Source organism: Streptomyces sp. NPDC041122 (assembly GCF_055592445.1).
On the sequence record NZ_JBVIYQ010000001.1, the window covers coordinates 204,702 to 225,737 of the forward strand.

16 protein-coding genes, 1 pseudogene and 1 riboswitch are annotated in these 21,036 nt (G+C 73.8%); of the genes and pseudogenes, 9 read left to right on the forward strand and 8 right to left on the reverse strand.

The genetic code is table 11. The annotated features are described in order from the left end of the window. Positions 1 to 132 precede the first annotated feature (132 nt). Complete coding sequence (locus ACZ6B8_RS00890) at positions 133 to 753, forward strand: TetR family transcriptional regulator (RefSeq protein WP_471074740.1); 621 nt, start codon at positions 133 to 135, stop codon at positions 751 to 753. 210 nt (positions 754 to 963) lie between these two features. Beyond that, a pseudogene (locus ACZ6B8_RS00895) lies at positions 964 to 1,446 on the forward strand (LuxR C-terminal-related transcriptional regulator); the annotation flags it as partial. On the opposite strand, the gene ACZ6B8_RS00900 reads toward ACZ6B8_RS00895, so the two are convergent. The 6 genes from ACZ6B8_RS00900 to ACZ6B8_RS00925 all read right to left on the reverse strand — a co-directional run bounded on the left by ACZ6B8_RS00900 (position 1,372) and on the right by ACZ6B8_RS00925 (position 10,049). Beyond that, on the reverse strand, positions 1,372 to 3,321 hold the full coding sequence (locus tag ACZ6B8_RS00900) for an ATP-binding cassette domain-containing protein (protein WP_471605872.1): 1,950 nt from the start codon (positions 3,319 to 3,321) through the stop codon (positions 1,372 to 1,374). The pseudogene ACZ6B8_RS00895 and the gene ACZ6B8_RS00900 overlap by 75 nt on opposite strands. Then, a complete protein-coding gene (locus ACZ6B8_RS00905) occupies positions 3,318 to 5,042 on the reverse strand; it encodes an ABC transporter ATP-binding protein (protein WP_471605873.1) in 1,725 nt (574 codons plus the stop codon). The genes ACZ6B8_RS00900 and ACZ6B8_RS00905 overlap by 4 nt, the downstream gene beginning before the upstream one ends. A 180-nt stretch (positions 5,043 to 5,222) precedes the next feature. Continuing rightward, positions 5,223 to 5,348 (reverse strand): SapB/AmfS family lanthipeptide, encoded by a 126-nt coding sequence (locus tag ACZ6B8_RS00910; RefSeq protein ID WP_471074731.1) that lies wholly within the window; start codon positions 5,346 to 5,348, stop codon positions 5,223 to 5,225. A 47-nt stretch (positions 5,349 to 5,395) separates the two neighbouring features. After that, entirely contained in the window at positions 5,396 to 8,116 is a 2,721-nt protein-coding gene (gene lanKC, locus ACZ6B8_RS00915; protein ID WP_471605874.1) for a class III lanthionine synthetase LanKC, read from the reverse strand. A gap of 233 nt (positions 8,117 to 8,349) precedes the next feature. Continuing rightward, positions 8,350 to 8,583 carry a ferredoxin gene (locus ACZ6B8_RS00920; protein ID WP_471074725.1) on the reverse strand — a complete coding sequence of 78 codons (234 nt, stop codon included), beginning with the start codon at positions 8,581 to 8,583 and terminating at the stop codon, positions 8,350 to 8,352. Then, positions 8,583 to 10,049, reverse strand: coding sequence for an aldehyde dehydrogenase (locus ACZ6B8_RS00925; RefSeq protein ID WP_471074721.1), 1,467 nt, complete (start codon positions 10,047 to 10,049; stop codon positions 8,583 to 8,585). Before ACZ6B8_RS00925 ends, ACZ6B8_RS00920 begins: the two co-directional genes overlap by 1 nt. Positions 10,050 to 10,223: 174 nt before the next feature. Between ACZ6B8_RS00925 and ACZ6B8_RS00930 the strand changes: the two genes are divergently transcribed. From ACZ6B8_RS00930 to ACZ6B8_RS00960, 7 genes are all read left to right on the forward strand, one after another. Further along, positions 10,224 to 11,291, forward strand: a complete 1,068-nt coding sequence (locus ACZ6B8_RS00930; RefSeq protein ID WP_471605875.1) for an MBL fold metallo-hydrolase — start codon at positions 10,224 to 10,226, stop codon at positions 11,289 to 11,291. A gap of 30 nt (positions 11,292 to 11,321) precedes the next feature. Further along, positions 11,322 to 11,442, forward strand: a riboswitch (cobalamin riboswitch). A 122-nt stretch (positions 11,443 to 11,564) separates the two neighbouring features. Beyond that, positions 11,565 to 12,794, forward strand: a complete 1,230-nt coding sequence (locus tag ACZ6B8_RS00935; RefSeq protein WP_471605876.1) for a prenyltransferase/squalene oxidase repeat-containing protein — start codon at positions 11,565 to 11,567, stop codon at positions 12,792 to 12,794. Next, positions 12,791 to 13,489, forward strand: a complete 699-nt coding sequence (locus ACZ6B8_RS00940; RefSeq protein WP_471074713.1) for an SCO2322 family protein — start codon at positions 12,791 to 12,793, stop codon at positions 13,487 to 13,489. Before ACZ6B8_RS00935 ends, ACZ6B8_RS00940 begins: the two co-directional genes overlap by 4 nt. 31 nt (positions 13,490 to 13,520) lie before the next feature. After that, entirely contained in the window at positions 13,521 to 14,825 is a 1,305-nt protein-coding gene (locus tag ACZ6B8_RS00945) for an energy-coupling factor transporter transmembrane component T (protein WP_471605877.1), read from the forward strand. Continuing rightward, a complete protein-coding gene (locus ACZ6B8_RS00950) occupies positions 14,822 to 16,543 on the forward strand; it encodes an ABC transporter ATP-binding protein (protein ID WP_471605878.1) in 1,722 nt (573 codons plus the stop codon). Before ACZ6B8_RS00945 ends, ACZ6B8_RS00950 begins: the two co-directional genes overlap by 4 nt. Further along, positions 16,540 to 17,376: an ECF transporter S component gene (locus ACZ6B8_RS00955; RefSeq protein ID WP_471605879.1), complete on the forward strand. Its 837-nt coding sequence runs from the start codon at positions 16,540 to 16,542 to the stop codon at positions 17,374 to 17,376. The genes ACZ6B8_RS00950 and ACZ6B8_RS00955 overlap by 4 nt, the downstream gene beginning before the upstream one ends. A 338-nt stretch (positions 17,377 to 17,714) precedes the next feature. Then, on the forward strand, positions 17,715 to 18,170 hold the full coding sequence (locus tag ACZ6B8_RS00960) for an aggregation-promoting factor C-terminal-like domain-containing protein (protein WP_471074701.1): 456 nt from the start codon (positions 17,715 to 17,717) through the stop codon (positions 18,168 to 18,170). Between the two features lie 84 nt (positions 18,171 to 18,254). Here the strand turns inward: ACZ6B8_RS00960 and ACZ6B8_RS00965 are convergent, their stop codons facing one another. Then, entirely contained in the window at positions 18,255 to 19,496 is a 1,242-nt protein-coding gene (locus ACZ6B8_RS00965) for an alpha/beta hydrolase (protein ID WP_471605880.1), read from the reverse strand. Between the two features lie 248 nt (positions 19,497 to 19,744). Further along, on the reverse strand, positions 19,745 to 20,914 hold the full coding sequence (locus ACZ6B8_RS00970) for a steroid 3-ketoacyl-CoA thiolase (RefSeq protein ID WP_471605881.1): 1,170 nt from the start codon (positions 20,912 to 20,914) through the stop codon (positions 19,745 to 19,747). Positions 20,915 to 21,036: the final 122 nt, after the last annotated feature.

Below are 21,036 nucleotides of genomic sequence, written 5' to 3' on the forward strand. Positions count from 1 at the left end.
TGATCGCTGAACGAGCTTTGAATCTACCGGCAGGTAGGCGAGGTGTAAGGCCCGGATCAGGTGATTCGCGCCACGACGGGCTCCCTGCCATGCTGTGCGATCTCGGGAGGCGTTTTCCAAAGGGGCAACGACATGACAGCGGAAGCCAAGGCGGCGAACCCGGCGGCGCCAGCCCTGACCGAGCGCCAGGAGGCACGCCGCCGTCGCATTCTGCACGCCAGCGCCCAACTGGCCAGCAGGGGCGGCTTCGACGCCGTGCAGATGCGGGAGGTCGCCGAGGCCGCCGGCGTCGCCCTCGGCACCCTTTACCGCTACTTCCCCTCCAAGGTCCATCTGCTGGTCGCCACCATGCAGGACCAGCTGCAGCACATGCACACGACCATCCGGAAACGGCCGCCGGCCGGTGAGACGCCGGCCGAGCGGGTCTCCGAGACGCTGATGCGGGCCTTTCGCGCGCTGCAGCGCGAACCGCACCTGGCCGACGCGATGGTGCGGGCGCTGACCTTCGCGGACCGTTCGGTGAGCCCGGAGGTCGACACGGTCTCGCGGCTGACGACGGCGATCATCCTGGACGCGATGGGCCTCACCGATACGCCGACCGCGCAGCAGCTCTCCGCGGTGCGGGTCATCGAGCACACCTGGCACTCCGCCCTGATCACCTGGCTCTCGGGGCGCGCCTCGATCGCCCAGGTGAAGATCGACATCGAGACGGTGTGCCGGCTCATCGACCTCACGGTGGATCCGCGGACGTAATCACCTCGCTCTCCCGTCCGGGGCACGGGGGGCGCACAGTCGTATGGCAAATGCGCCCCCGAACCCCCCCTTGGCCAGTTCTCAGCGTCACGACGGGGGTACTCACCGCTATGAATGTTCTGCGTGCTTGAACGGAGCAACCGGAGCGGGGAGCTGGAGGGGCAGAGCGTGATCCGGGTCCTTCTCGTGCACGACGCCTGTTTACTGCGAATGGCCCTGGCGGAACAACTCGCCCGTGAGCCGGATCTGGAGGTGTTCCACGCGCCGTGGTCTCACGCGCGCGGCCGTCAACGCAGCGTGCGGCCGGACTTATGTGTGGTCGACCTCGACGACGAGGCGACCTACACGCAAGCCCCGCTCGGCGAGCTGACGGGGCCCTCGGCACTGGGGAGGGGATGCCGGGTGCTGGTGCTCACCACCGCGAACCGACCGGGGCAGTTGCGGCGGGCGGCGGAGGCGGACGCACTCGGATATGTGAACAAGGCGAGCCCGCCGGAACGGCTGCTCGCGGGGATACGACAGGTGGCGGCGGGTCGTCGGTTCGTCGACGAGTCGCTGGGGTTCGGCTTTCTCAAGGCGGCGCAGATGCCGCTCACCCGACGGGAGTTGAGTGTGCTGTCACTCGCCGCCGGGGGTGCGTCGGTCGCCGAGATCGCCAACAGCCTCCATCTGTCCAACGGAACGGTGCGCAACTACATGGCCGCGATCACCCGGAAGACCGGGGCGCGGAACAGGATCGACGCGATACGGATCTCGCAGGGCGAGGGGTGGGTGTGAGGCGGCGCCCTCCTCCCCCCACTCGCCCGCGCCGTTGAGGTCCCGATAGAGAGGCGAACGCTCCAACAGCTCGTCGTGCCGCCCGCACAGGGCGTGCGCTCCGTCCATCACCAGGACGCGGTCGGCACGGCGGGCCGAACTGATGCGGTGGGCCACCACCACCAGAGTGCCGCCCGGGCGGGCCGCGAAGGCCCGCTCGGCGCGCTCCTCGGCGACCGGGTCGAGATGACAGGTCGCCTCGTCGAGCAGGGCCAGCGGCGCGGCCGACAGCCAGGCGCGGGTCAGCGCGATCAACTGCCGTTCACCGGCCGAGAGTTCATCGGGTACGAGCGGGGCGTCGAGGCCGCCGAGCCGTGCCATGAGCGGGGCGAGGCCGACCGCTTCGGCGGCGGCGAACAGCTCGCCGTCCTGCACCGGAGCCGTCCGCAGATAGCTGAGGTTGTCGCGGAGCGTCCCAGTGAAGACGTACGCCTCCTGAGGAATGAGGACGCGCCGCTCCACGGCCGCCGCGCCCCGCACGGGCAGCCCGGCGACGCGCACGTCCCCCGCGTCCGGCACGAGGAGTCCTGCGATGATTCCGGCCAACGTCGACTTTCCGATGCCGCTCGGGCCGACGACGGCGAGGTGTTCGCCGTGGCCGAGGGTGAGCCCCAGATTCCGCAGGACGGGCTCGGCGTGCGGGCCGTAGGCGAAGGTGAGGCCCGACAGGTGCAGGGCGGGGGCCCCGGCGTCCACGCCGCCACTCCCCCCGGGTGCGGGGACCGGCTCGGGAGTGGCCTTCGGAGTGGGGACGGGAGCGGGCTCGGGGGCCGGGCCGTCCCAGGTCAGGCGGCGCAGGACGATGGCCAGTCGGGAGCCGCTCGCGCCCAGGCCGTGCACCAGGTTGTGCAGGGCGGGCAGCAGGGCCTGGGTGACATAGGCGAGGGCGCCGACCAGGGCGCCCGGGGAGACACCCCGGTCCAGGAGCCAGGGGCCGGCGGCGAGCAGCAGCACGAGCGGGAGCTGGCCGCCGACGGCGAGGGCGGCCGTGCGCAGGACGCCCCAGCGGGCGAGGGCGCCCGCCGTGGCGTACTCGCGCTCGACGCCCCGCCCCAGGTCATCGGCCACGTCCTGCTCCGCGCCCGCCGCCGCGACGTCCCGCAACCCCGGGCAGACGAGCCCCAGTTGGCCGGCGAGACGCTCGTCCGCGACCAGGAACTCCTCCTGCCGCCGGGCCAGCGGGCGCAGTGTCGCCACGAACAGGCCGATGCCGGCGAGCAGCGGCGGCCCCACCACCAGGAGCAGGCGCGGGTCCAGCGAGAACAGTCCGACGAGCGCGCCCGCCACCGTGAAGACGAAGGACCGGGAGACCATCACCAGGCCCGCGAAGGTGTCCCTGGCGATCTCCACCTGCTGGGTCAGCCGGGAGACGGCGGCGCCGTCCGCCTCGCGCAGCCCCCGCCCGACGACCTGTCGCACCAGGCTGTCCCGCAACGGCTCCACCAGGTCGGCGACGGCGCGGTACACCTGCCCGGTGCCGTACGCGGCGACGAGCACGCCGAGGGCGGCCGCGCCCAGCCAGCCGAGGCCGACCGCCTCGCGCCCGTCGAGGAATCCGTCGTCCAGGGCGCGGGCGAGGGCGTACCCGGTGAGGAAGGTCTGTCCGGTCTCCAGGACGGACCAGATCGCGAGCCGCACCACGACCGGCCAGCGGCGCCGGAGGAACCGCACGCCCCGGCGGTACGGGCCGCGCGGCGCACCGCCCGCCCCGGACGGCGCGGGCGCCCGCTTGCCGGACGGCGAGGACTTCACGCGGCGAACACCTCCCGGTACTCGGGCAGTCGCCACAGTTCCGCGTGGGTGCCCACCGCCCGGATCCGGCCCTCGTGCAGCCAGGCCACCGCGTCCGCGCGGGCCGCGGTCGCCGCGCGGTGGGCGATGACGAGGCGGCTGCGGTGCGGGGTGTGGCGGAGCAGCGCCTCGGCGATGTGGTGTTCGGTCACCGTGTCGAGGCTCGACATCGCGTCGTCGAGGATCAGCAGCCGCCCGCCGCGCGCGAACGCGCGGGCCAGGCCGAGGCGTTGGGCCTCCCCACCGGAGAGCGGGGCGTCGTCGCAGGGGGTGGCGTAGCCGTCGGGGAGGCGGGTGACGAAGGTGTCGGCGCGGGCGGCGCGGGCGGCCTCGCGGACCCGGGCGGGGGTCGGACGCGGGGCACCGAAGCCGATCGTGCCCTCCAGGGTCTCGCCGAGCAGGGCGGGCCGCTCGAAGGCGTAGCCCACCTCGCGGCGCAGCTCCTCGCGGGTGAGCGAGGCCAGCGGCACGCCGTCGAGGCGCACGTCGCCCTCGTCGGGGTCGGCGAGCCGTCCCGCGAGGGAGGCGAGCAGCGACTTGCCGGCGCCCGAGCGGCCCACGACGGCGACGGTGGTGCCCGCGGGCACGGTCAGGTCGAGGCCGTCGAGCACGGCGCGCCCGCCGCGGCTCACCCTGATGGCGCGCAGTTCCAACAGGCCGCCCTCAGGCGGCAGTTGCTCGGTCCCGTACCGGGTCTCGGGTTCCGCGAGCACCTCCGCGAGGCGCCCCGCGGCAGCCCGCGCCCGGACCAGGCCGCTCAGCTGTCCGACGAGCATGCCGATGCCGGTGGCGAGCACCGCGTACCGGGACGCGGCGAGCAGGTCGCCGACGCTGATGCGGTGGTGGAGCACCAGGTGTCCCGCGACCGCGGCGACCGCGATCTGCAGGAGCGGGGCGACGGCGACGGCCTGGGCCTGGGAGCGGCCCTGGACCCGCCACATCCGGTGGCCCTGGTGGCTGAGCTCGGGCAACGGCCCCAGTACGCGCGCCGCTTCCTTGTCCTCGGTGCGGGCGGCCGCGATGGTCCGCGCGCCGCCGATCGCCTCGCCGAGGCGGCCCGCGATGTCCCCCTGGACGCGCTGGTAGCGGGCGACGCAGTCGGAGGAGACGCGCACGAAGGTACGGAGGAGCAGGAAGAGGACGGGCGCGCCGAGCACGAAGACGACGGCGAGCCAGCCGTCGATGAGGGCGAGCGCGACCACCGCGCCGACGGGTGTGACCAGCGCGGCGAGCAGGGCGGCGAAGGTGGCGGGCGCGATGCCCGCGTGGGCCGCGTTGTCGATGAGTCGGGCCACCAGGTCGCCGGGGGCGAAGCGCGCGGTGGTGCGCGGTCCGACGGCGAGCACATGGCGTACGACGCGGCCGCGCAGCCAGGCGGTGGTGCGGGCGTTGGTGGTGCCGGTGAGGACGCCGTCGACGGCGTCCAGCAGGGCGCTCGCGGTGATCAGCGCGGCGCACACCAGGATCCAGCGGGTGGCGTCGGTGTCCCGTCCGCTCAGGTGGCCGGTGAGGAGGGTGTCCAGGGCGTGGCCGATGGCGAACGGCAGGAACAGGGCCGCGCCCGAGCCCGCGACGGCGCACAGCGCGAGGGCCGTGCAGCGGGCGGCGCTGTACCGGGTCGCCGTACCCAGCAGGCGGGTGTCGGCGGCGGGTCGGCGCGGGCGGATGGTCGTCGTCGCCATGCGGTGCGGGTCTCCGTCGCCTCGTCGGGTGCGTGGGCCTCGTCGGGTGCGTGCGTCGTGTCGGGCGCGTACGCCTCGCGGGCCCCTCGTGTCTCACGGGTGGCAGCGGTGGACCCGGGCGGGCCCCTTACGGGGTGCCGCCCGGGCCGTCATGTCGTTCCGCTCAGAAGCGGTCAGGCATCAGAGGCAGAGGACCACGCTGGCCTGGCTCCAGCACAGGAGCAGGCTCGCCTGGCTGCCGCCACCGCCGCCGCCGCCACCGGTCATCTCGTCGGATTCCATGCCCTGCAGGTCGAGAAGTGCCATGAGATTCCCTCTCTCTAAGGGGAGTTGATGCCCCCCGTGGTGTGGTGTCACGACCCCGCGATGTCACGGGACCGGGTCTGTGGCTGCCGCAGGGGCGGCAGGAAGGGGATGTGCGCGGTGCCGTCCCCGAGCGCCCCGGCGAGGGCGAGGAGGCAGCCGGCCGTTCCGGTGTGCAGGTCCATCGAGAGGCGCAGCATCTGCTCGCCGGGGAAGGCGAGCCGGCCCGCGTACGACATCGCGAACCAGCCGAGTTCCTCGACCTGCGCGGCGATGTCGTCGGGGGTGATGCCCGGCGTGGTGCTGCGGCTGACGTGCAGCAGCAGTCCGGCCCGCCCCTGGAAGAGTCCGGGCTGTACGCAGAAGCGGGAGCGCGCGGCGGCCAGGATGCCGGGCCGTGCCGCCTCGAACCCGGGGTCGTCCCGGTGGGTCAGGTAGTCGTCGAGGACCATCCCGATGCCGACGCTGCCGGCGCCGAGGTAGGGCATGGTGCGCCAGCCCTCGTTCACCGAGAGGCTGCCGTCCTTCTCGTGGGTCACGCACTGGGCGAGGTCGGCGCGCAGGGCGCGGGCCGCCAGGTCGAGGAGGGCGGGGTCGCCGTTCCGCTCGTACAGGCGCAGGAAGAGCAGTGCGGATCCGGTGGCGCCGCGCAGCAGTCCGGCCCGGCGCCGCCCGGCCTTGGGGGCGGGCTCCGCGTCCTGTTCGGTGAGCCGCGCGGCGAGGAGTTCCGCCGCCTGTTCCGCGTGCCGGGCCAGAGCCGTCTCGCCGGTGCTGTGCGCGAGCGAGTCGAGGGCGAGGCCGAGGCCCGCGAGGCCGCCGTACAGGTCGGAGGGGAGGCGCTGCCACTTCTCCCTGAGGACGAGGTCCATGAGGTCGAGCGCGCGGGTGCGGTGGCCGAGCCGGTCGAGGACGTGGGCGATGCCGGCGAGGCCGTCGTGCAGTCCGAGCGGGGTGCCGGTGGGGGCGGGCGCGGTGTGCTTCAGGAGCCAGCGCTCGCCTTCCTCGTACCGTTCGGCGCCGCTCTCGTCGAGGGCCAGCAGGACGCCGGCCGCGCCGTGCGCGATGCCGAGCCCGCCGCCCTCGGCGAACTGGGCGACGTCGCCGGGGAAGAGCCGGTCGTCGCGGTCGGGGGTGGCCGAGGCGAGGATGGCCTCGACCATCGAGTCGCGGCTGAGGGGCCAGTCGGCGGGGTCGACCAGCGGTGCGGCGGCCCTGGCCGGCTGACCGGTGGCGCCGGTCCGGCCCCCCTCCGGAATGCCCCCCTCCTGGGCCTCCGCGTCTCCCGCCGCGCGGACCGGCGCCCGTTCGTGACCCGCTGCCCGGCGCTGTCCGCCGTGCTCGATCTCGGCCACCGCCTCGGCGAGGAACTCCGGCGGTACGTCGGGGAATTCGGCCGCGATCACCTCGGCGAAGTGGGCCGCCTTGCCGCGGTCGATGGAGAGCAGCGTGGTGATCGGCAGGAAGAGGGCGAGGCGCAGACAGGCCAGGGCGTACGTGTCGACGTCCGTGCCGGTGCGGTCGGGCGGGGCGAGGAAACCGGGGTGCGCGACGACCTGTCGTCCGGCGTCGCCCACGGCCGTCGCCGCCTCGAAGTCGAGGAGCCGGACGCCCCGTTCGTCGGGGGTGACCATGATGTTGAAGAGGTGCAGGTCGTTGAAGACGACGCCCCGCCGGTGCACGGCGGCGACGGCCTCCTCGACGGCGCGGTGCATGCGCAGCGCCCAGGCCGTGTACTCGGATATCTCGGCCGGGTCCGGTTCGCTGGTACACAGCGGGTGGCGGTGGGCGAAGAAGGAGTTGAGGGTGGAACCCTCCAGGAAGTCCATGACGAGGAAGCGGTGGCCGTCCAGGAGGAACCAGTCGCGCACCTCGGGGGCCACGCCGAGTCCGGAGAGCTTCTCCAGGGCGTCCTTCTCGCGCTCCAGCCGGGCCACGGCGTCGGCGCCGTCGGCGGCGAGTCCCGCGTACGGACGGCCTTCCTTGAGGACGACCTTGCTGCCGTCGCGGGTGTCGGTGCCGGCGTAGACGCCGCCGCCGTTGGAGAAGTGCAGGGCCTTCTCGATGCGGTACGGCAGGTCGGCGACGGTCGAGGTGTTGCGGGCCTCGAGCGCCGGTTCGAGGAAGGCGGGCAGCGTCAGCCACTCGGGGACCTTGAAGGCCGGGTCGCGCGGGTCGGGGACGAGCTCGCCCGCGCCGTTCTCGATGGCGGGGACCAGGGTGCCCCTGCCGTTGTCGACCATGCGGCGGGTGAACGCGCCGTATCTGACGTAGAGCGGGCCCTGCCGCCAGCGCAGGTCGGTGAGGATGTACGGGCCCTCGAAGCCGTCGAGGAGCTCACCCAACTCGGTGACTATCTCCTGGAGTTGCTTCTCGTCGGCCGGGTAGACGGTGACGGCCTTGCCGCTGTGGTCGCGCCCGGCGTACTTGCTGTTGCGCAGGTGCAGCAGGTGCTTGGCCGGCACGAACTTGAAGGGGACCTTGCGGGGCACGCAGTAGTCCCAGACGATCCCGGCGACGCGGTCCGCGTTCTCCAGGGTGGCGGAGACGTGGATCTTCCAGCCCTGCTGGGGGGCGGGGAGCGAGGCTCCGCTGTCGTCGACCGGGACGACGGAGAGCCAGTCACCCATGCGGCCGGCACGCCAGCCGGCGGGGACGGGGCGGCGGGCCGCGGAGAATTCCGGGGCGCTCGCGGTGCCCGTGGACGACAGTCGGTCCGGGGTCTCGTAGAAGTGTCTGTCGGCGAGACAGTAGACCTCGTACCGCTTGTCCATGGTGTCCCCTCTCTGCTCGGCCGTGGCAGAGAGATTTCCAGGGCGCAGGAGGGCGGAACAGTCACGAGTGTCATCGCATCACCGTGCGGAACGCATGCGTAAAGTCACGTTCGCTCATGTTCGAGAGAATCAGGGTATCGACGGGTAGGACAAATGGCGACACCCGCGCCCCCATCGGATGAGCGGGGCGCGGGTGCAGGCTGGTTGACGGCGTGACGGTGACTACTCCTCGACTACTCCTCCGGCGGGAACACGACCTCCCCACCGTCGGTGAGCGTGATGGTGATGGCCTCGACCGGGCAGCCCTCAGCGGCCTCCAGGACCTTCTCGTTGGCGTCGGTCTCGGCGTCCGCGGGGTGCGACTGACGGGCGGTGTCCAGCTCGAAGCGGCCGGGCGCGGTGAGCACGCACATGCCGGAGCCGATGCACACCGACCGGTCGACCTCGACGTGCCAGCGGTCCCCCATCAGGCACCCGTCCCCTCGTAGCCGGCCGGGAGGTGGATCATCTTGTGCTCGAAGTACTCGCCGTATCCCTCGGGCCCGAACTCCCGGCCGAGTCCGGAGTTCTTGTAGCCGCCGAAGGGGCCGAGCATGTCGAGGCTGAAGGTGTTCACGGAGTACGTGCCGGTGCGGACCTGCCGTGCGATGTCGATGCCGCGCTCCACGTCGGCCGTCCAGACGCTGCCGCTGAGCCCGTACTCGGAGTCGTTGGCGATCTTCACCGCCTCGCTCTCGTCGCCGTACGGCAGCAGGCAGATGACGGGGCCGAAGATCTCCTCGCGGGCGATCCGCATGGAGTTGTCGACGTCGCCGAAGAGGGTCGGCTCGACGTACCAGCCGCGGTCGATGCCGGCCGGACGGCCGCCGCCCGCAAGGATCTTGGCGCCCTCCTCCTGGCCGATGCGGATGTAGTCGAGGGAGCGCTGCCGCTGGCGCTCGGCGACGAGCGGGCCGAGTTCGGTGGCGGGGTCGAGCGGGTCGCCGACCTTGAGCGCGGACGCGGCGGCGGCGAAGGCCTCGGCGAACTCGTCGTAGCGGGTGCGGGGCACCAGGATGCGGGTCTGGGCCACGCAGGCCTGGCCGTTGACCATCCAGGCGAACGGCACGATGCCCGCGACGGCGCTCGCCGCGTCGGCGTCCGGCAGCACGACGGCGGCCGACTTGCCGCCGAGCTCCAGCGTCACGCGCGTCAGGTTGCGGGCCGCGACCTCCATGACGCGCTTGCCGGCGGCGACGGATCCGGTGAAGGAGACCTTGTCGACGTCCGGGTGCCCGACGAGGTACTCGCTGACCTCGCGGTCGGCGCTGATGATCGACAGCACCCCCTCCGGAAGCCCGGCCTCGGTGGCGAGCTCGGCGAGGATGTACGCGTCGAGCGGCGCCTCCGGCGAGGTCTTGAGGATCACCGGGCAGCCGGCGAGCAGCGCGGGCGCGAGTTTGGCGGCGGCGGTGAACTGCGGGACGTTCCACGGCACGACGGCCGCGACGACGCCCACCGGTTCGCGCCGCACGAGGAGGCGGCCGAGCACTCCGTCGCGCGCCTCCTCGTAGGTGAAGTCGCGGGCGACGGTGATCGCCGCGTCCCACACCATCATCGCGGCGAGGGCCTGCACCATCACGCTGGAGGTGTAGGGGGTGCCGTTCTCGGAGCTGATGACGCGGGCGATCTCCTCGTGGCGCAGCGCGAACCCGTCCTTGATCTTCGTGACGACCTCGATGCGCTCGTCCAGGGTCATCCGGGGCCAGGGCCCGTGCTCGAAGGCGGCCCGGGCGGCGGCGACGGCGCGGTCGACGTCGGCGGGGGCCGCGTGCGGCACGCGGGCGAAGACCTCTTCGGTGTGCGGGGAGACGACGTCGATGACGCCCTTGCCGAGCGGGTCCACCAACTCCCCGCCGATGAAAAGCTGTCCGTGTTCCACGAGCTCGGTCATGGCTGACTGCCTCCTGCGGAGCGCTTCCTGACACCGTTTCAGAACTGATACCAGTTCTAGTTGGAGGAGTCCGCGAACGGAAGGGCCAACTCGCCATCGAGTCCGTCGACTTGGGCGACCATTGAAACCAGTTCTAGTTATAGTGGCGGCACCAGCGACAGAGACGAGGCGCCCATGACGCAGGTGAGCGGCACGCAGGCGAGCGGCCCGCCGGTGATCGAGCACGGCGGCGGCGTCCGGAGCATCAAGGTCCCGATCCCCGACAACCCCCTCGGCTTCACCCTGGTCCACCTCCTGGACACCGACGCGGGCCCGGTCCTCATCGACACCGGCTGGGACGACCCGACCTCCTGGGACGCCCTCACCGCCGGGCTCGCCGCCTGCGGGACGGGCGTCGCCGACGTGCACGGCGTCGTCATCACCCACCACCACCCCGACCACCACGGGCTCTCCGGAGCGGTCCGCGAGGCGTCCGGCGCGTGGATCGCGATGCACGAGGCGGACGCCTCCGTCGTGCGCCGCACCCGCGCCAACCCGCCCGAGCGCTGGTACGGCTACATGGCGGCCAAGCTCACCGCCGCCGGCGCCCCCGCCGACCACGTCGCCCCGCTGCTCCGCGCCCGCGAGGAGGGCAGGCCCCGCAGGCTGCCCGGACTCGATCCCGCGCTGCCCGACCGGGACATCACACCCGGCGAACTCCTCGCCCTGCCGGGCCGGCGCCTTCGGGCGGTGTGGACCCCCGGCCACACCCCGGGCCACGTCTGCCTGCACCTGGAGGAGGACCACCCGGCGGGCCTCGCGGGCCACGGCCGCCTCTTCTCCGGCGACCATCTGCTGCCCGGCATCACCCCGCACATCGGCCTGTACGAGGACCCCGACGACCACCTGGTGACCGACCCCCTCGGCGACTACCTCGACTCCCTGGAACGCGTCGGGCGCCTCGCCCCCGCCGAGGTGCTCCCCGCCCACCAGCGCGCGTTCACCGACGCCCCCGGCCGGGTCCGCGAACTCCTCGACCACCACGAGGAGCGCCTGACGGGCCTGCTCACCCTGCTCGCCGAGCCCCTCACCCCCTGGCAGCTCGCCGAGCGCATGGAGTGGAACCGCCCCTGGGGGGAGATCCCCTACGGCTCGCGCAACATCGCCGTGTCGGAGGCGGAGGCGCACGTCCGGCGCCTGGTGAAGCTGGGGCGCGCGGAGGCCGTGGCCGGGAGCGATCCGCTCACGTTCGTGGCGGTGTGACCCGAAGGGCACACGGACCGGCCGGTAGAGTGAAGGAGTCGTCCTCACGTCCGCGCAGGGGGAAGCCGGTGCGAATCCGGCGCTGACCCGCAGCCGTATGCCGAGCGTCAGATTCGGTGAGCCGGAATGCCCGGCGCGGAACGTGACCGGCTCGCGTCACCGGACCCCGGTGAGCGGCACCGTCGAGGTATACGGAGCCGGAGCCGCCCGGAGGCCGTGCCCGCACGGTGCCGTGCGCCCCGCTCCCCGCAGGGAGAGGCAACCCGCCCCATCATGAACGTTCGTCGCAGCGCCGCGGTCCTGGCCGCCGTCGCCGTGCTGGGCTCGGCCGCCGCACCGGCCGCCGTCGCGGCCCCCTCCCCGAAGCCCTCGACCGCGCTCCCCTCGGGCCTCTACGGCAAGAAGGACCCCAAGTTCGACGGCGTCTTCCGCCAGTCGTACGCCCTGCTCGCCCAGCACACCGAGGGCGTGCGGCCCGCCGCCAAGGCCGTCGACTGGCTGACCGGGCAGCAGTGCGCGAGCGGCGGCTTCGCGCCGTTCCGCGCGGACGCCACCGAGCCGTGCAACTCCAAGACCGCCGTCGACAGTAACTCCACCGCCGCCGCCGTGCAGGCCCTCGCCGCCCTCGGCGGCCAGGACACGACGGTGAAGAAGAGCGTCCAGTGGCTGAAGTCGGTGCAGAACAAGGACGGCGGCTGGGGCTACAACCCGGGGCTGCCCTCCGACGCGAACTCCACCGGCATCGTCGTCGGCGCGCTCGTCGCGGCCGGCGAGAACCCCACCTCCGCCAAGTCCCGGGACCGCAAGTCGCCCTACGACGCGCTGTCCGAGCTCGCGATGGACTGCGGCAAGGACGGCGGCGCCTTCGGCCTCGCGGACATGAAGTCCGGCAAGCTCGCGCCGAACGCCGACGCCACCGCGGCCGGCGTGCTCGGCAGCCTCGGCCGGGGCCTGGTCGTGACGCCCGCCAAGAAGAACGTCTCCGGCGCCCCGAAGTGCGCGGAGCCCGACACCGCCGCGCAGGCCGCGAGCAACGGCACCGGATACCTCCTGAAGACCCTCGGCAAGACCGACGGCCACCTGATCTCCTCGCTGCCGGGCGCCACCGACCAGCCGGACGTCGGCAACACCGCGGACGCCGTGATCGCCCTCGCCGCCGCCGGGCAGAAGGAGCAGGCCGAGAAGTCCGCCGAGTGGCTGACGAAGAACTCCGCGGACTGGGCGAAGGAGACGGGCCCCGCCGCCTACGCCCAGCTGGTCTTCGCCGCGCACGCGACCGGCATGGACGCCCGCGACTTCGGCGGCGCCGACCTCGTGCAGCAGCTCAACGCGCAGGGCCCCGCCCCGCAGGACGCGTCGGACTCCGCCACCGCGTCGGCCGAGGAGGACAAGAAGGACGACGACGGCGGCGTCAGCGTCTGGTGGATCATCGGCGTCGGCATGGTCGCCGGCATCGGCATCGGCTTCCTGTACAGCGGCAACCGCAAGAAGAAGCAGCCGTGACGCGAGGCCGCGAGCGGCACGGCCGCCCGGCGCGGGCCGGGCGGCGCGCCCGCGCCCTGACGCTCGGGACCGTCCTCGCCGCGCTCCTCGGCGTCCTCGCCGTCGCGCCCGCCCAGGCCGCCGGCTACCGCTACTGGTCGTTCTGGGAGCGGGACGGCGGCCGGTGGACGTACGCGAGTCAGGGCCCCGGCACCGCGCGGCCCGAGGACGGCGCCGTGCAGGGCTTCCGCTTCGCGGTCTCCGAGGACTCCAAGGACGCCGCGAAGCCGCGCGGGGCCGCCGTCTTCGAAGACATCTGCGCGAAGACCCCGGCGAAGGACGGGCGCAAGCGCGTCGCCCTGGTCGTCGACTTCGGCACGGCCGGTGACGCCCCCGACGGCGAGACGCCGCCGAAGCCGCGTACCGCCTGCGCCCAGGTCGGCGCGGACGCCACCAGCGCGGAGGCGCTCGCCTCGGTCGCGAAGCCGCTGCGCTACGACAGCAAGGCGCTGCTCTGCGCCATCGACGGCTACCCGAGGGCGGGCTGCGGGGAACAGGTCGCCGGGGACGGCACGGGCAAGAAGGAGTCGGCCGACGCGCCCTCCGAGCGGGACGGCGACGCCGGCGGGCCCTCGTTCGGCCTGATCGCCGGGGTCGTCGCCGTCGCCCTGCTGGGCGGCGCCGCCCTCTGGCAGGCCCGGCGCCGGCGCGGCTGACGCGGCGCGGACGACGGACACGGACGACCCGATGACGGACGACCACGGCGGGCGCGCGCCGGGAGCGCTGCGCCGCCGCCTCGCCCCCGCGGCGCACCGGAGCAACGCGCTGCACCCGGGCGCCTGGTGGGTGTGGGCCATCGGCCTCGGCACCGCCGCGTCCCGCACCACCAATCCGCTGCTCATCGGACTGCTGATCGGCGTCGCGGGCTATGTGGTGGCGGCGCGGCGCACCTCGGCGCCCTGGGCCAAGTCGTACGGCGCGTTCGTGAAGCTGGGGCTCGTGGTCATCGCGATCCGGCTGGTCTTCGCGATCGTGCTCGGCTCGCCGATCCCCGGCACGCACACGCTCGTCACACTGCCCGAGGTGCCGCTGCCCGACTGGGCCAGGGGCGTGCGGATCGGCGGCCGGGTCACCGCCGAGGGGCTGGCCTTCGCGCTCTACGACGGCATCCGGCTGGCCGGGCTGCTGATCTGTGTCGGCGCCGCCAACGCGCTGGCGAGCCCGGCCCGGCTGCTGAAGTCGCTGCCGGGCGCGCTGTACGAGGTGGGGGTCGCCGTCGTCGTGGCGATGACCTTCGCGCCGAACCTCATCACCGACGTGCAGCGGCTGCGGGCCGCCCGGCGGCTGCGCGGCCGTCCCGACAAGGGGATCCGCGGGCTGCTCCAGGTCGGGCTGCCGGTCCTGGAGGGCGCCCTGGAGCGGTCGGTGGCGCTGGCGGCGGCGATGGACGCGCGGGGCTTCGGCCGGACCGCGCCGGTCCCCGCCGGGGTGCGCAGGGCCACGGCGGTGCTGACCCTCGGCGGTCTGATGGGCGTCTGCGTCGGGACGTACGGTCTGCTGACCGCGCAGGGCGCGGCCTACGGCCTGCCCGTGCTGCTCGTCGGCCTGCTCGCCGCGCTCGCCGGGCTGCGCCTCGGCGGCCGCCGCTCGGTGCGCACCCGCTACCGGCCCGACCCGTGGGGCGTGCGCGCCTGGCTCGTCGCCGGGTCGGGGGCCGCGGTGGCGGGGCTGATGATCTGGGCCGCCTCCTACGACCCGGCCGCCCTGCAGCCCGGTGTCGTACCGCTCGTCGCGCCGACGCTGCCGCTGTGGCCCGCGGCCGCGGTGCTGCTCGGGCTGCTGCCGGCGTTCGTGGCGCCGGTGCCGCCCGAGGCGGGTGCGGCGGGGCGGGCGAGGGCGGCGACCCCGGAGCCCGGGACCGCCGGGCCCCGGGAGCCCGCCCCGGCGGAGAGGCTCTCGCCCGCCGCCTGGCGGACGCCTCCCCCGCACGAGGCCGCCGCCCCCGCATCCCCCTCTTCCGCCCCGCCCGCTTCCTCCGAGGAGACCTCATGATCCGCTTCGAGGATGTCTCGGTGCGCTACGAGGGGGCGTCCGGACCCACCGTCCGCGGGGTCGACCTCACCGTGCCCGAGGGCGAACTGGTCCTGCTCGTCGGGCCGTCCGGGGTCGGCAAGTCCACCCTGCTCGGCACCGTGAGCGGGCTCGTGCCGCACTTCACCGGCGGCACCCTGCGCGGGCGGGTGACCGTGGCGGGCCGCGACACCCGTACCCACAAGCCGCGCGAACTGGCCGACGTCGTCGGCACGGTGGGCCAGGACCCCCTCTCGCACTTCGTGACGGACACCGTCGAGGACGAGCTGGCGTACGGCATGGAGTCGCTGGGCCTCGCCCCGGACGTGATGCGCCGCCGGGTCGAGGAGACCCTGGACCTGCTCGGCCTCGCCGACCTGCGCGAGCGGCCCATCGCGACCCTGTCCGGCGGCCAGCAGCAGCGCGTCGCCATCGGCTCCGTGCTCACCCCGCACCCGCGGGTCCTGGTCCTCGACGAGCCGACGTCCGCGCTCGACCCGGCCGCCGCCGAAGAGGTCCTCGCGGTGCTGCAGCGGCTCGTCCACGACCTGGGCACCACGGTCCTGATGGCCGAGCACCGCCTGGAGCGGGTGGTGCAGTACGCGGACCAGGTGCTGCTGCTCGCCGCGCCGGGCGAGCCGCCGGTGCTCGGCGACCCGGCCGCGCTGATGGCCCGCTCCCCCGTCTTTCCCCCGGTGGTCGCGCTCGGCAGGATCGCGGGCTGGTCGCCGCTGCCGCTGACCGTACGCGACGCGCGGCGCGGGGCGGGCGCCCTCCGGGAGCGGCTCGCCGCGGCCCGGCCGGCCCGCGAGGCCCCGCCCGAGCAGGCCCGCGGGGCGGCGGGGAAGCCGTCCGGGCGGTGGTCCCGGCCGCGCGGGAACCGTACGGCCGAGGTCCGTGCGCCCGGGGGCGGCGCGGCCGAGGGGGCGGCGCCCGCCGTCGTCGACCGGCTCGCCGTGCGACGCGGGCGCGTCGAGGCACTGCGCCGCGTCGACCTCACCGTGACCCCCGGCGAGACCGTCGCCCTGATGGGCCGCAACGGCGCCGGCAAGTCCACGCTCCTGTCCACCCTGGTCGGCCTGCTCGAACCCACCTCCGGCACGGTCCGCGTCGGCGGCGCGGTCCCGCACCGCACGCCCCCGCGCCGGCTGATCCGGCACGTCGGCCTGGTCCCCCAGGAACCGCGCGACCTGCTGTACGCGGACACGGTGGCCGCCGAGTGCGCGGCCGCCGACCACGACGCCGACGCCGCGCCGGGGAGCTGCCGGGCCCTGGTCAGCGAGCTGCTGCCGGACATCGCGGACGACACCCATCCGCGTGACCTCTCCGAGGGCCAGCGCCTCGCGCTCGCCCTGTCGATCGTCCTCACCGCGCGGCCGCCCCTGCTCCTCCTCGACGAGCCGACCCGCGGCCTGGACTACGCGGCCAAGGCCCGCCTGGTCACCGTCCTGCGCGGGCTCGCCGCCGCGGGGCACGCGCTGGTGCTGGCCACGCACGACGTCGAGCTCGCCGCCGAGATCGCGCACCGCGTGGTGATCCTCGCGGACGGCGAGGTGGTCGCGGACGGCCCGACCGAGCAGATCGTGGTGTCGTCGCCGTCGTTCGCGCCGCAGGTCACGAAGATCCTGGCGCCGCAGGAGTGGCTGACCGTGGCGCAGGTGCGGCAGGCGCTGGACGCGGACGGGACGGACCCGTCGTGACGGCCGCCGCGAAGGACCGGGGCCAGGTGCGCCCCATCCGCCTGGGCCGCCGCTCGGTGGCCGCGCTCGCGCTGGTCAGCGCGGTCGGCGTGGTCGCCTTCGGCTGGCCGCTGCTGGCGGGCGGCGGCTCCGGGCTCAGCGAGCACGCGCAGGACGCGCCCTGGCTGTTCGCGGCGCTGCTCCCGCTGCTGCTCGCCGTGGTGGTGGCGACGATCGCGGACGTCGGCCTCGACGCCAAGGCCATCGCCATGCTCGGCGTCCTCGCCGCGGCGGGTGCCGCGCTGCGGCCGCTGGGCGCGGGGACGGCGGGCATCGAGCCGATGTTCTTCCTGATGGTGCTGAGCGGACGGGTGCTCGGGCCGGGCTTCGGGTTCGTCCTTGGCGCGGTGTCGATGGTCGCGTCGGCGCTGCTGACCGGCGGGGTCGGGCCGTGGATGCCGTTCCAGATGCTGTCGATGGGCTGGGTCTGCATGGGCGCGGGGCTGCTGCCGGGCCCCGACACCCTGCGCGGACGGCGCGAGCTGTGGCTGCTCGCGGTCTACGGGGCGGTCTCCTCGGTGCTGTACGGCACGGTGATGAACCTGCAGGGCTGGCCCTACCTGGGCGGCCTGGCCACCGGCGTCTCCTTCGTGCCGGGCGACCCGCTGGCGGACAACCTCGGCCGGTTCGTCGCGTACTGCCTGGCCACCTCGCTCGGCTGGGACCTGCCGCGCGCCGTGGTCACGGTGCTGCTGAGCCTCGCGCTCGGTCCCGCCGTCCTCAAGGCGCTGCGCCGGGCCACGCGCCGGGCGGCCTTCGAGGCGCCCGTCACTTTCACCGCCCCCGAGCCGTGAGCGGCCGGTCGCCGTGCGTCATTTCGCGGCCCCGTCGGCGTGAGGCGGCCCACAGGTCTTTCGTCCTCTACGAAGCGGGGGCGTAGACCGCGCGTATTGGTGTGCCCACATCAAAACAGCCTCCGACCTGCACATTGAGAGCCACATCACACGACGGACGTTCGGCGCGGATGCGACTTCCACTAGTAAATACGGACATTGCACTCACCCGGGGCCGGCTGTTTCTGTGGATGAGTCGCAAGGCGCCGACGACCCCCCGGGGACGCGGCGCCGCCGCATGTCCCCCACGTTCCACGGCGTGCACCGCGACTCCCCCGCCCCCCACCGGAAGGTCCTCCGTGTCCGCCTCGCTCATCCGCCGCATCGCTTCCCCGAAGAAGGCCCTCACCGGCGGCCTCGTCGCCGCCGCCGCCTCCGGCATGGTCTTCGCCGCGGCCCCGGCCCAGGCAGCCACCCCGACCACCACGAAGGCGGCCGCTCCGGCCGCGGCTCCCGCCGCCGCGCCGGCCTCCGCCAAGTCGATCGCCAAGAAGAAGATCGCGGACCCCGCGCAGTTCGCCGCGTTCGACAAGATCGTCTCGCACGAGAGCGGCTGGAACCCGAGCGCGACCAACTCCGCGTCCGGCGCCTACGGCCTGGTCCAGGCCCTGCCCGGCTCGAAGATGGCCTCCGCGGGCTCCGACTGGAAGACCAACCCCGAGACCCAGATCGAGTGGGGTCTGAAGTACATGAACGAGCGCTACGGCAGCCCGGTCGGCGCCTGGAACCACTGGCAGGCGAACGGCTGGTACTGAGCCGCAGCCGCATATCCGGTGAACCGGTGAACCGGTGAAAGAGGCGGCAACCCCTGAGTGAGGGGTTGCCGCCTCTTTCGGCTCTCAGCGCACCGCCGCGAACCACCGCACGATCTTCGGTGCCGCCATCGGGACCGACCGCATGTGCGGCACGCCGCCCAGGTCCATGACCGGGGCCCGCACGCCGTGCCCGGCGAGGTCGGCCGCGCAGCTGCGGGCGTTCCCGATCGGCACGTCGGTGTCGCCCCGCGCCGCGTAGAGCCGCACCGGGGCCGCGGGCTTCCAGTCGCAGGACCCGTCGTTCACGGTCAGGGCTTCCTCCAGGCCACCCGCCGGGTGCCGCAACCGCTCGTAGAAGGCGGGGGTGACCAGCTCCCGCACGGTCCGGGGCAGCGCCCCGATGACATCCTCCTCCCCGTGCCGCCCGTCGAAGAGCTGCTCGACCCGGGCCGCGTAGGGGGCGCGGAACGCCTCGGCGGGGTCCCGGTAGATCGGGTGCAGACGGTTCTGGGCCACCAGGAAGTACGAGAGGTAGTAGACGCCGCTCGTGTCGTTGACCCGGCCGTCCAGGAGGGCGGGCATCTCCTCGCCGGCCAGGTCGTAGGGCCCGCTGACCGGAGCGATGGCGCGCACGGTGAACCCGTCCCTCTTCTCCCGCACCTGCCGGCCCAGCGCCATCGCCACCTGCCCGCCCTGCGAGAACCCGGTGAGGTACAGATCGCCGGAGAGGGTCCGCCCCTGCCGGTGCGCGGCGCCGCGCGCGGCCCGCAGCATGTCCGCGGAGGCGGTCACCGCCGAGCGCGTGTCCATGTACGGGTGGCGGCCGGGGCCGCGGCCGAGCCCGAGGTAGTCCGGGGCGGCGACGGCCTTGCCCGCGGCGGCGTGCAGATAGGGGGTCAGCCGCCCGAAGTCCTCGGTCACGGAGGGCGCGTAGTCGCGGTGGACCATGGTGCCGTGGGTGTCGGAGACGAGCCCGAGAGGCCGGTCGCCGGGGCTCTTCGGCAGCACGAGGAGGCCGGTGGCGGTGGTGGGCCGCCCGTGGGTGTCGACGGTGCGGTAGGTGAGACGGTACGCCGTGACCCCGTACCGCACGGTGGCCGTACTGATCTCCCCCTCCTTGAGGAAGGCGGCGACCTGGGCGCGGCTCAGGTCGGCGACGGGGGTGACACGCAGCAGCGCGCCGCGCGCCCCGTCCCGCACGACGACGGAACCTTGTTCTTCCCCCTGCGCGGCGGGCGCAACAGCGAGCCCCCCGAGCATGAGAGCGAGGAGAACGGCGCCCCCTCGTCGTACGGAACGGCCATGGCGGCAAGTCGAGTTGGTCATACGACGACGCTACGAACCCACACCCCACCACGACATCCGACATGCCCCCCGACGGAGGGTGTAGGTACGCCCCCTCGGCGACGGACCGGGATGGGTTCAGCCCGTCCGACACCTGAGGCACCTGAGGCACCTGAGGCACCTGAGGACGAACCCGGCGACGATCCAGCCCGTCCGGCGCTTGAGGACGAACTCGGCGAAGCCGGTGACCGACCGAGCCACGTCGGGCGTCCACACCACCCCACGCCCCCCTACAGTCGCTGCAAGATCGTCCCCGTCGCCACCGCACCCCCCGCGCACATCGTGACCAGCGCGAACTCCTTGTCCCTTCGCTCCAGTTCGTGCAGCGCCGTGGTGATGAGCCGCGCCCCGGTCGCGCCGACGGGGTGGCCCAGCGCGATCGCGCCGCCGTTCACGTTCACCTTCTCCAGGTCCTGGCCGAAGACCTGCGCCCAGCTCAACACCACGGAGGCGAACGCCTCGTTGATCTCGACGATGTCGATGTCCTTCAGGGACATCTCCGCCTTGCCGAGCACCGCCCGCGTCGCGTCGACCGGCCCGTCGAGGTGGAAGTGCGGGTCCGCGCCGACCAGCGCCTGCGCGACGATCCGCGCCCGCGGCTTCAGCTTCAGGGCGCGCGCCATCCGCTTGGACGCCCACATGATGGCCGCCGCCCCGTCCGAGATCTGCGAGGAGTTGCCCGCGGTGTGCACGGCGGTCGGCATGACCGGCTTGAGGCCGCCGAGCGCCTCCATCGTGGTGTCGCGCAGCCCCTCGTCGCGGTCGACGAGCCGCCACATGCCCTGCCCGGCGGCCTGTTCCTCCTCCGTGGTCGGCACCTGTACGGCGAACGTCTCGCGCTTGAAGCGTTCCTCCGCCCAGGCGACGGCCGCCCGCTCCTGCGAGATGAGGCCGAGGGAGTCGACGTTCTCGCGGGTGAGGCCGCGCTTGCGGGCGATGCGCTCGGCGGCCTCGAACTGGTTGGGCAGGTCGACGTTCCACTCCTCGGGAAACGGCTTGCCGGGCCCGTGCTTGGACCCCGAGCCGAGCGGCACCCGCGACATCGCCTCGACGCCGCAGCTGATCCCGACGTCGATGACGCCGGCCGCGACCATGTTGGCGACCATGTGGCTCGCCTGCTGCGAGGAGCCGCACTGGCAGTCCACGGTGGTCGCCGCGGTCTCGTACGGCAGGCCCATGGTGAGCCAGGCGGTGCGCGCCGGGTTCATGGACTGCTCGCCGGCGTGCGTCACCGTGCCGCCGACGATCTGTTCGACGCAGTCGGCGTGGATGCCGGTGCGGCCGAGGAGTTCGCGATAGGTCTCGCCGAGCAGATAGGCGGGGTGGAGATTGGCGAGCGCGCCCGCGCGCTTGCCGATGGGCGTGCGTACTGCTTCGACGATGACGGGTTCCGCGGCCATGGGCTCGTCCTCTCCCTCCACGTCCCGCGAGCCGTCCCGGCGGCTCGCGAGTGGAACTAGTACGCGTTCTAGTTCTGTGCAGCAGTCTGCTGAGCCGGACCCATGCGCCGCAAGGGTCTTGC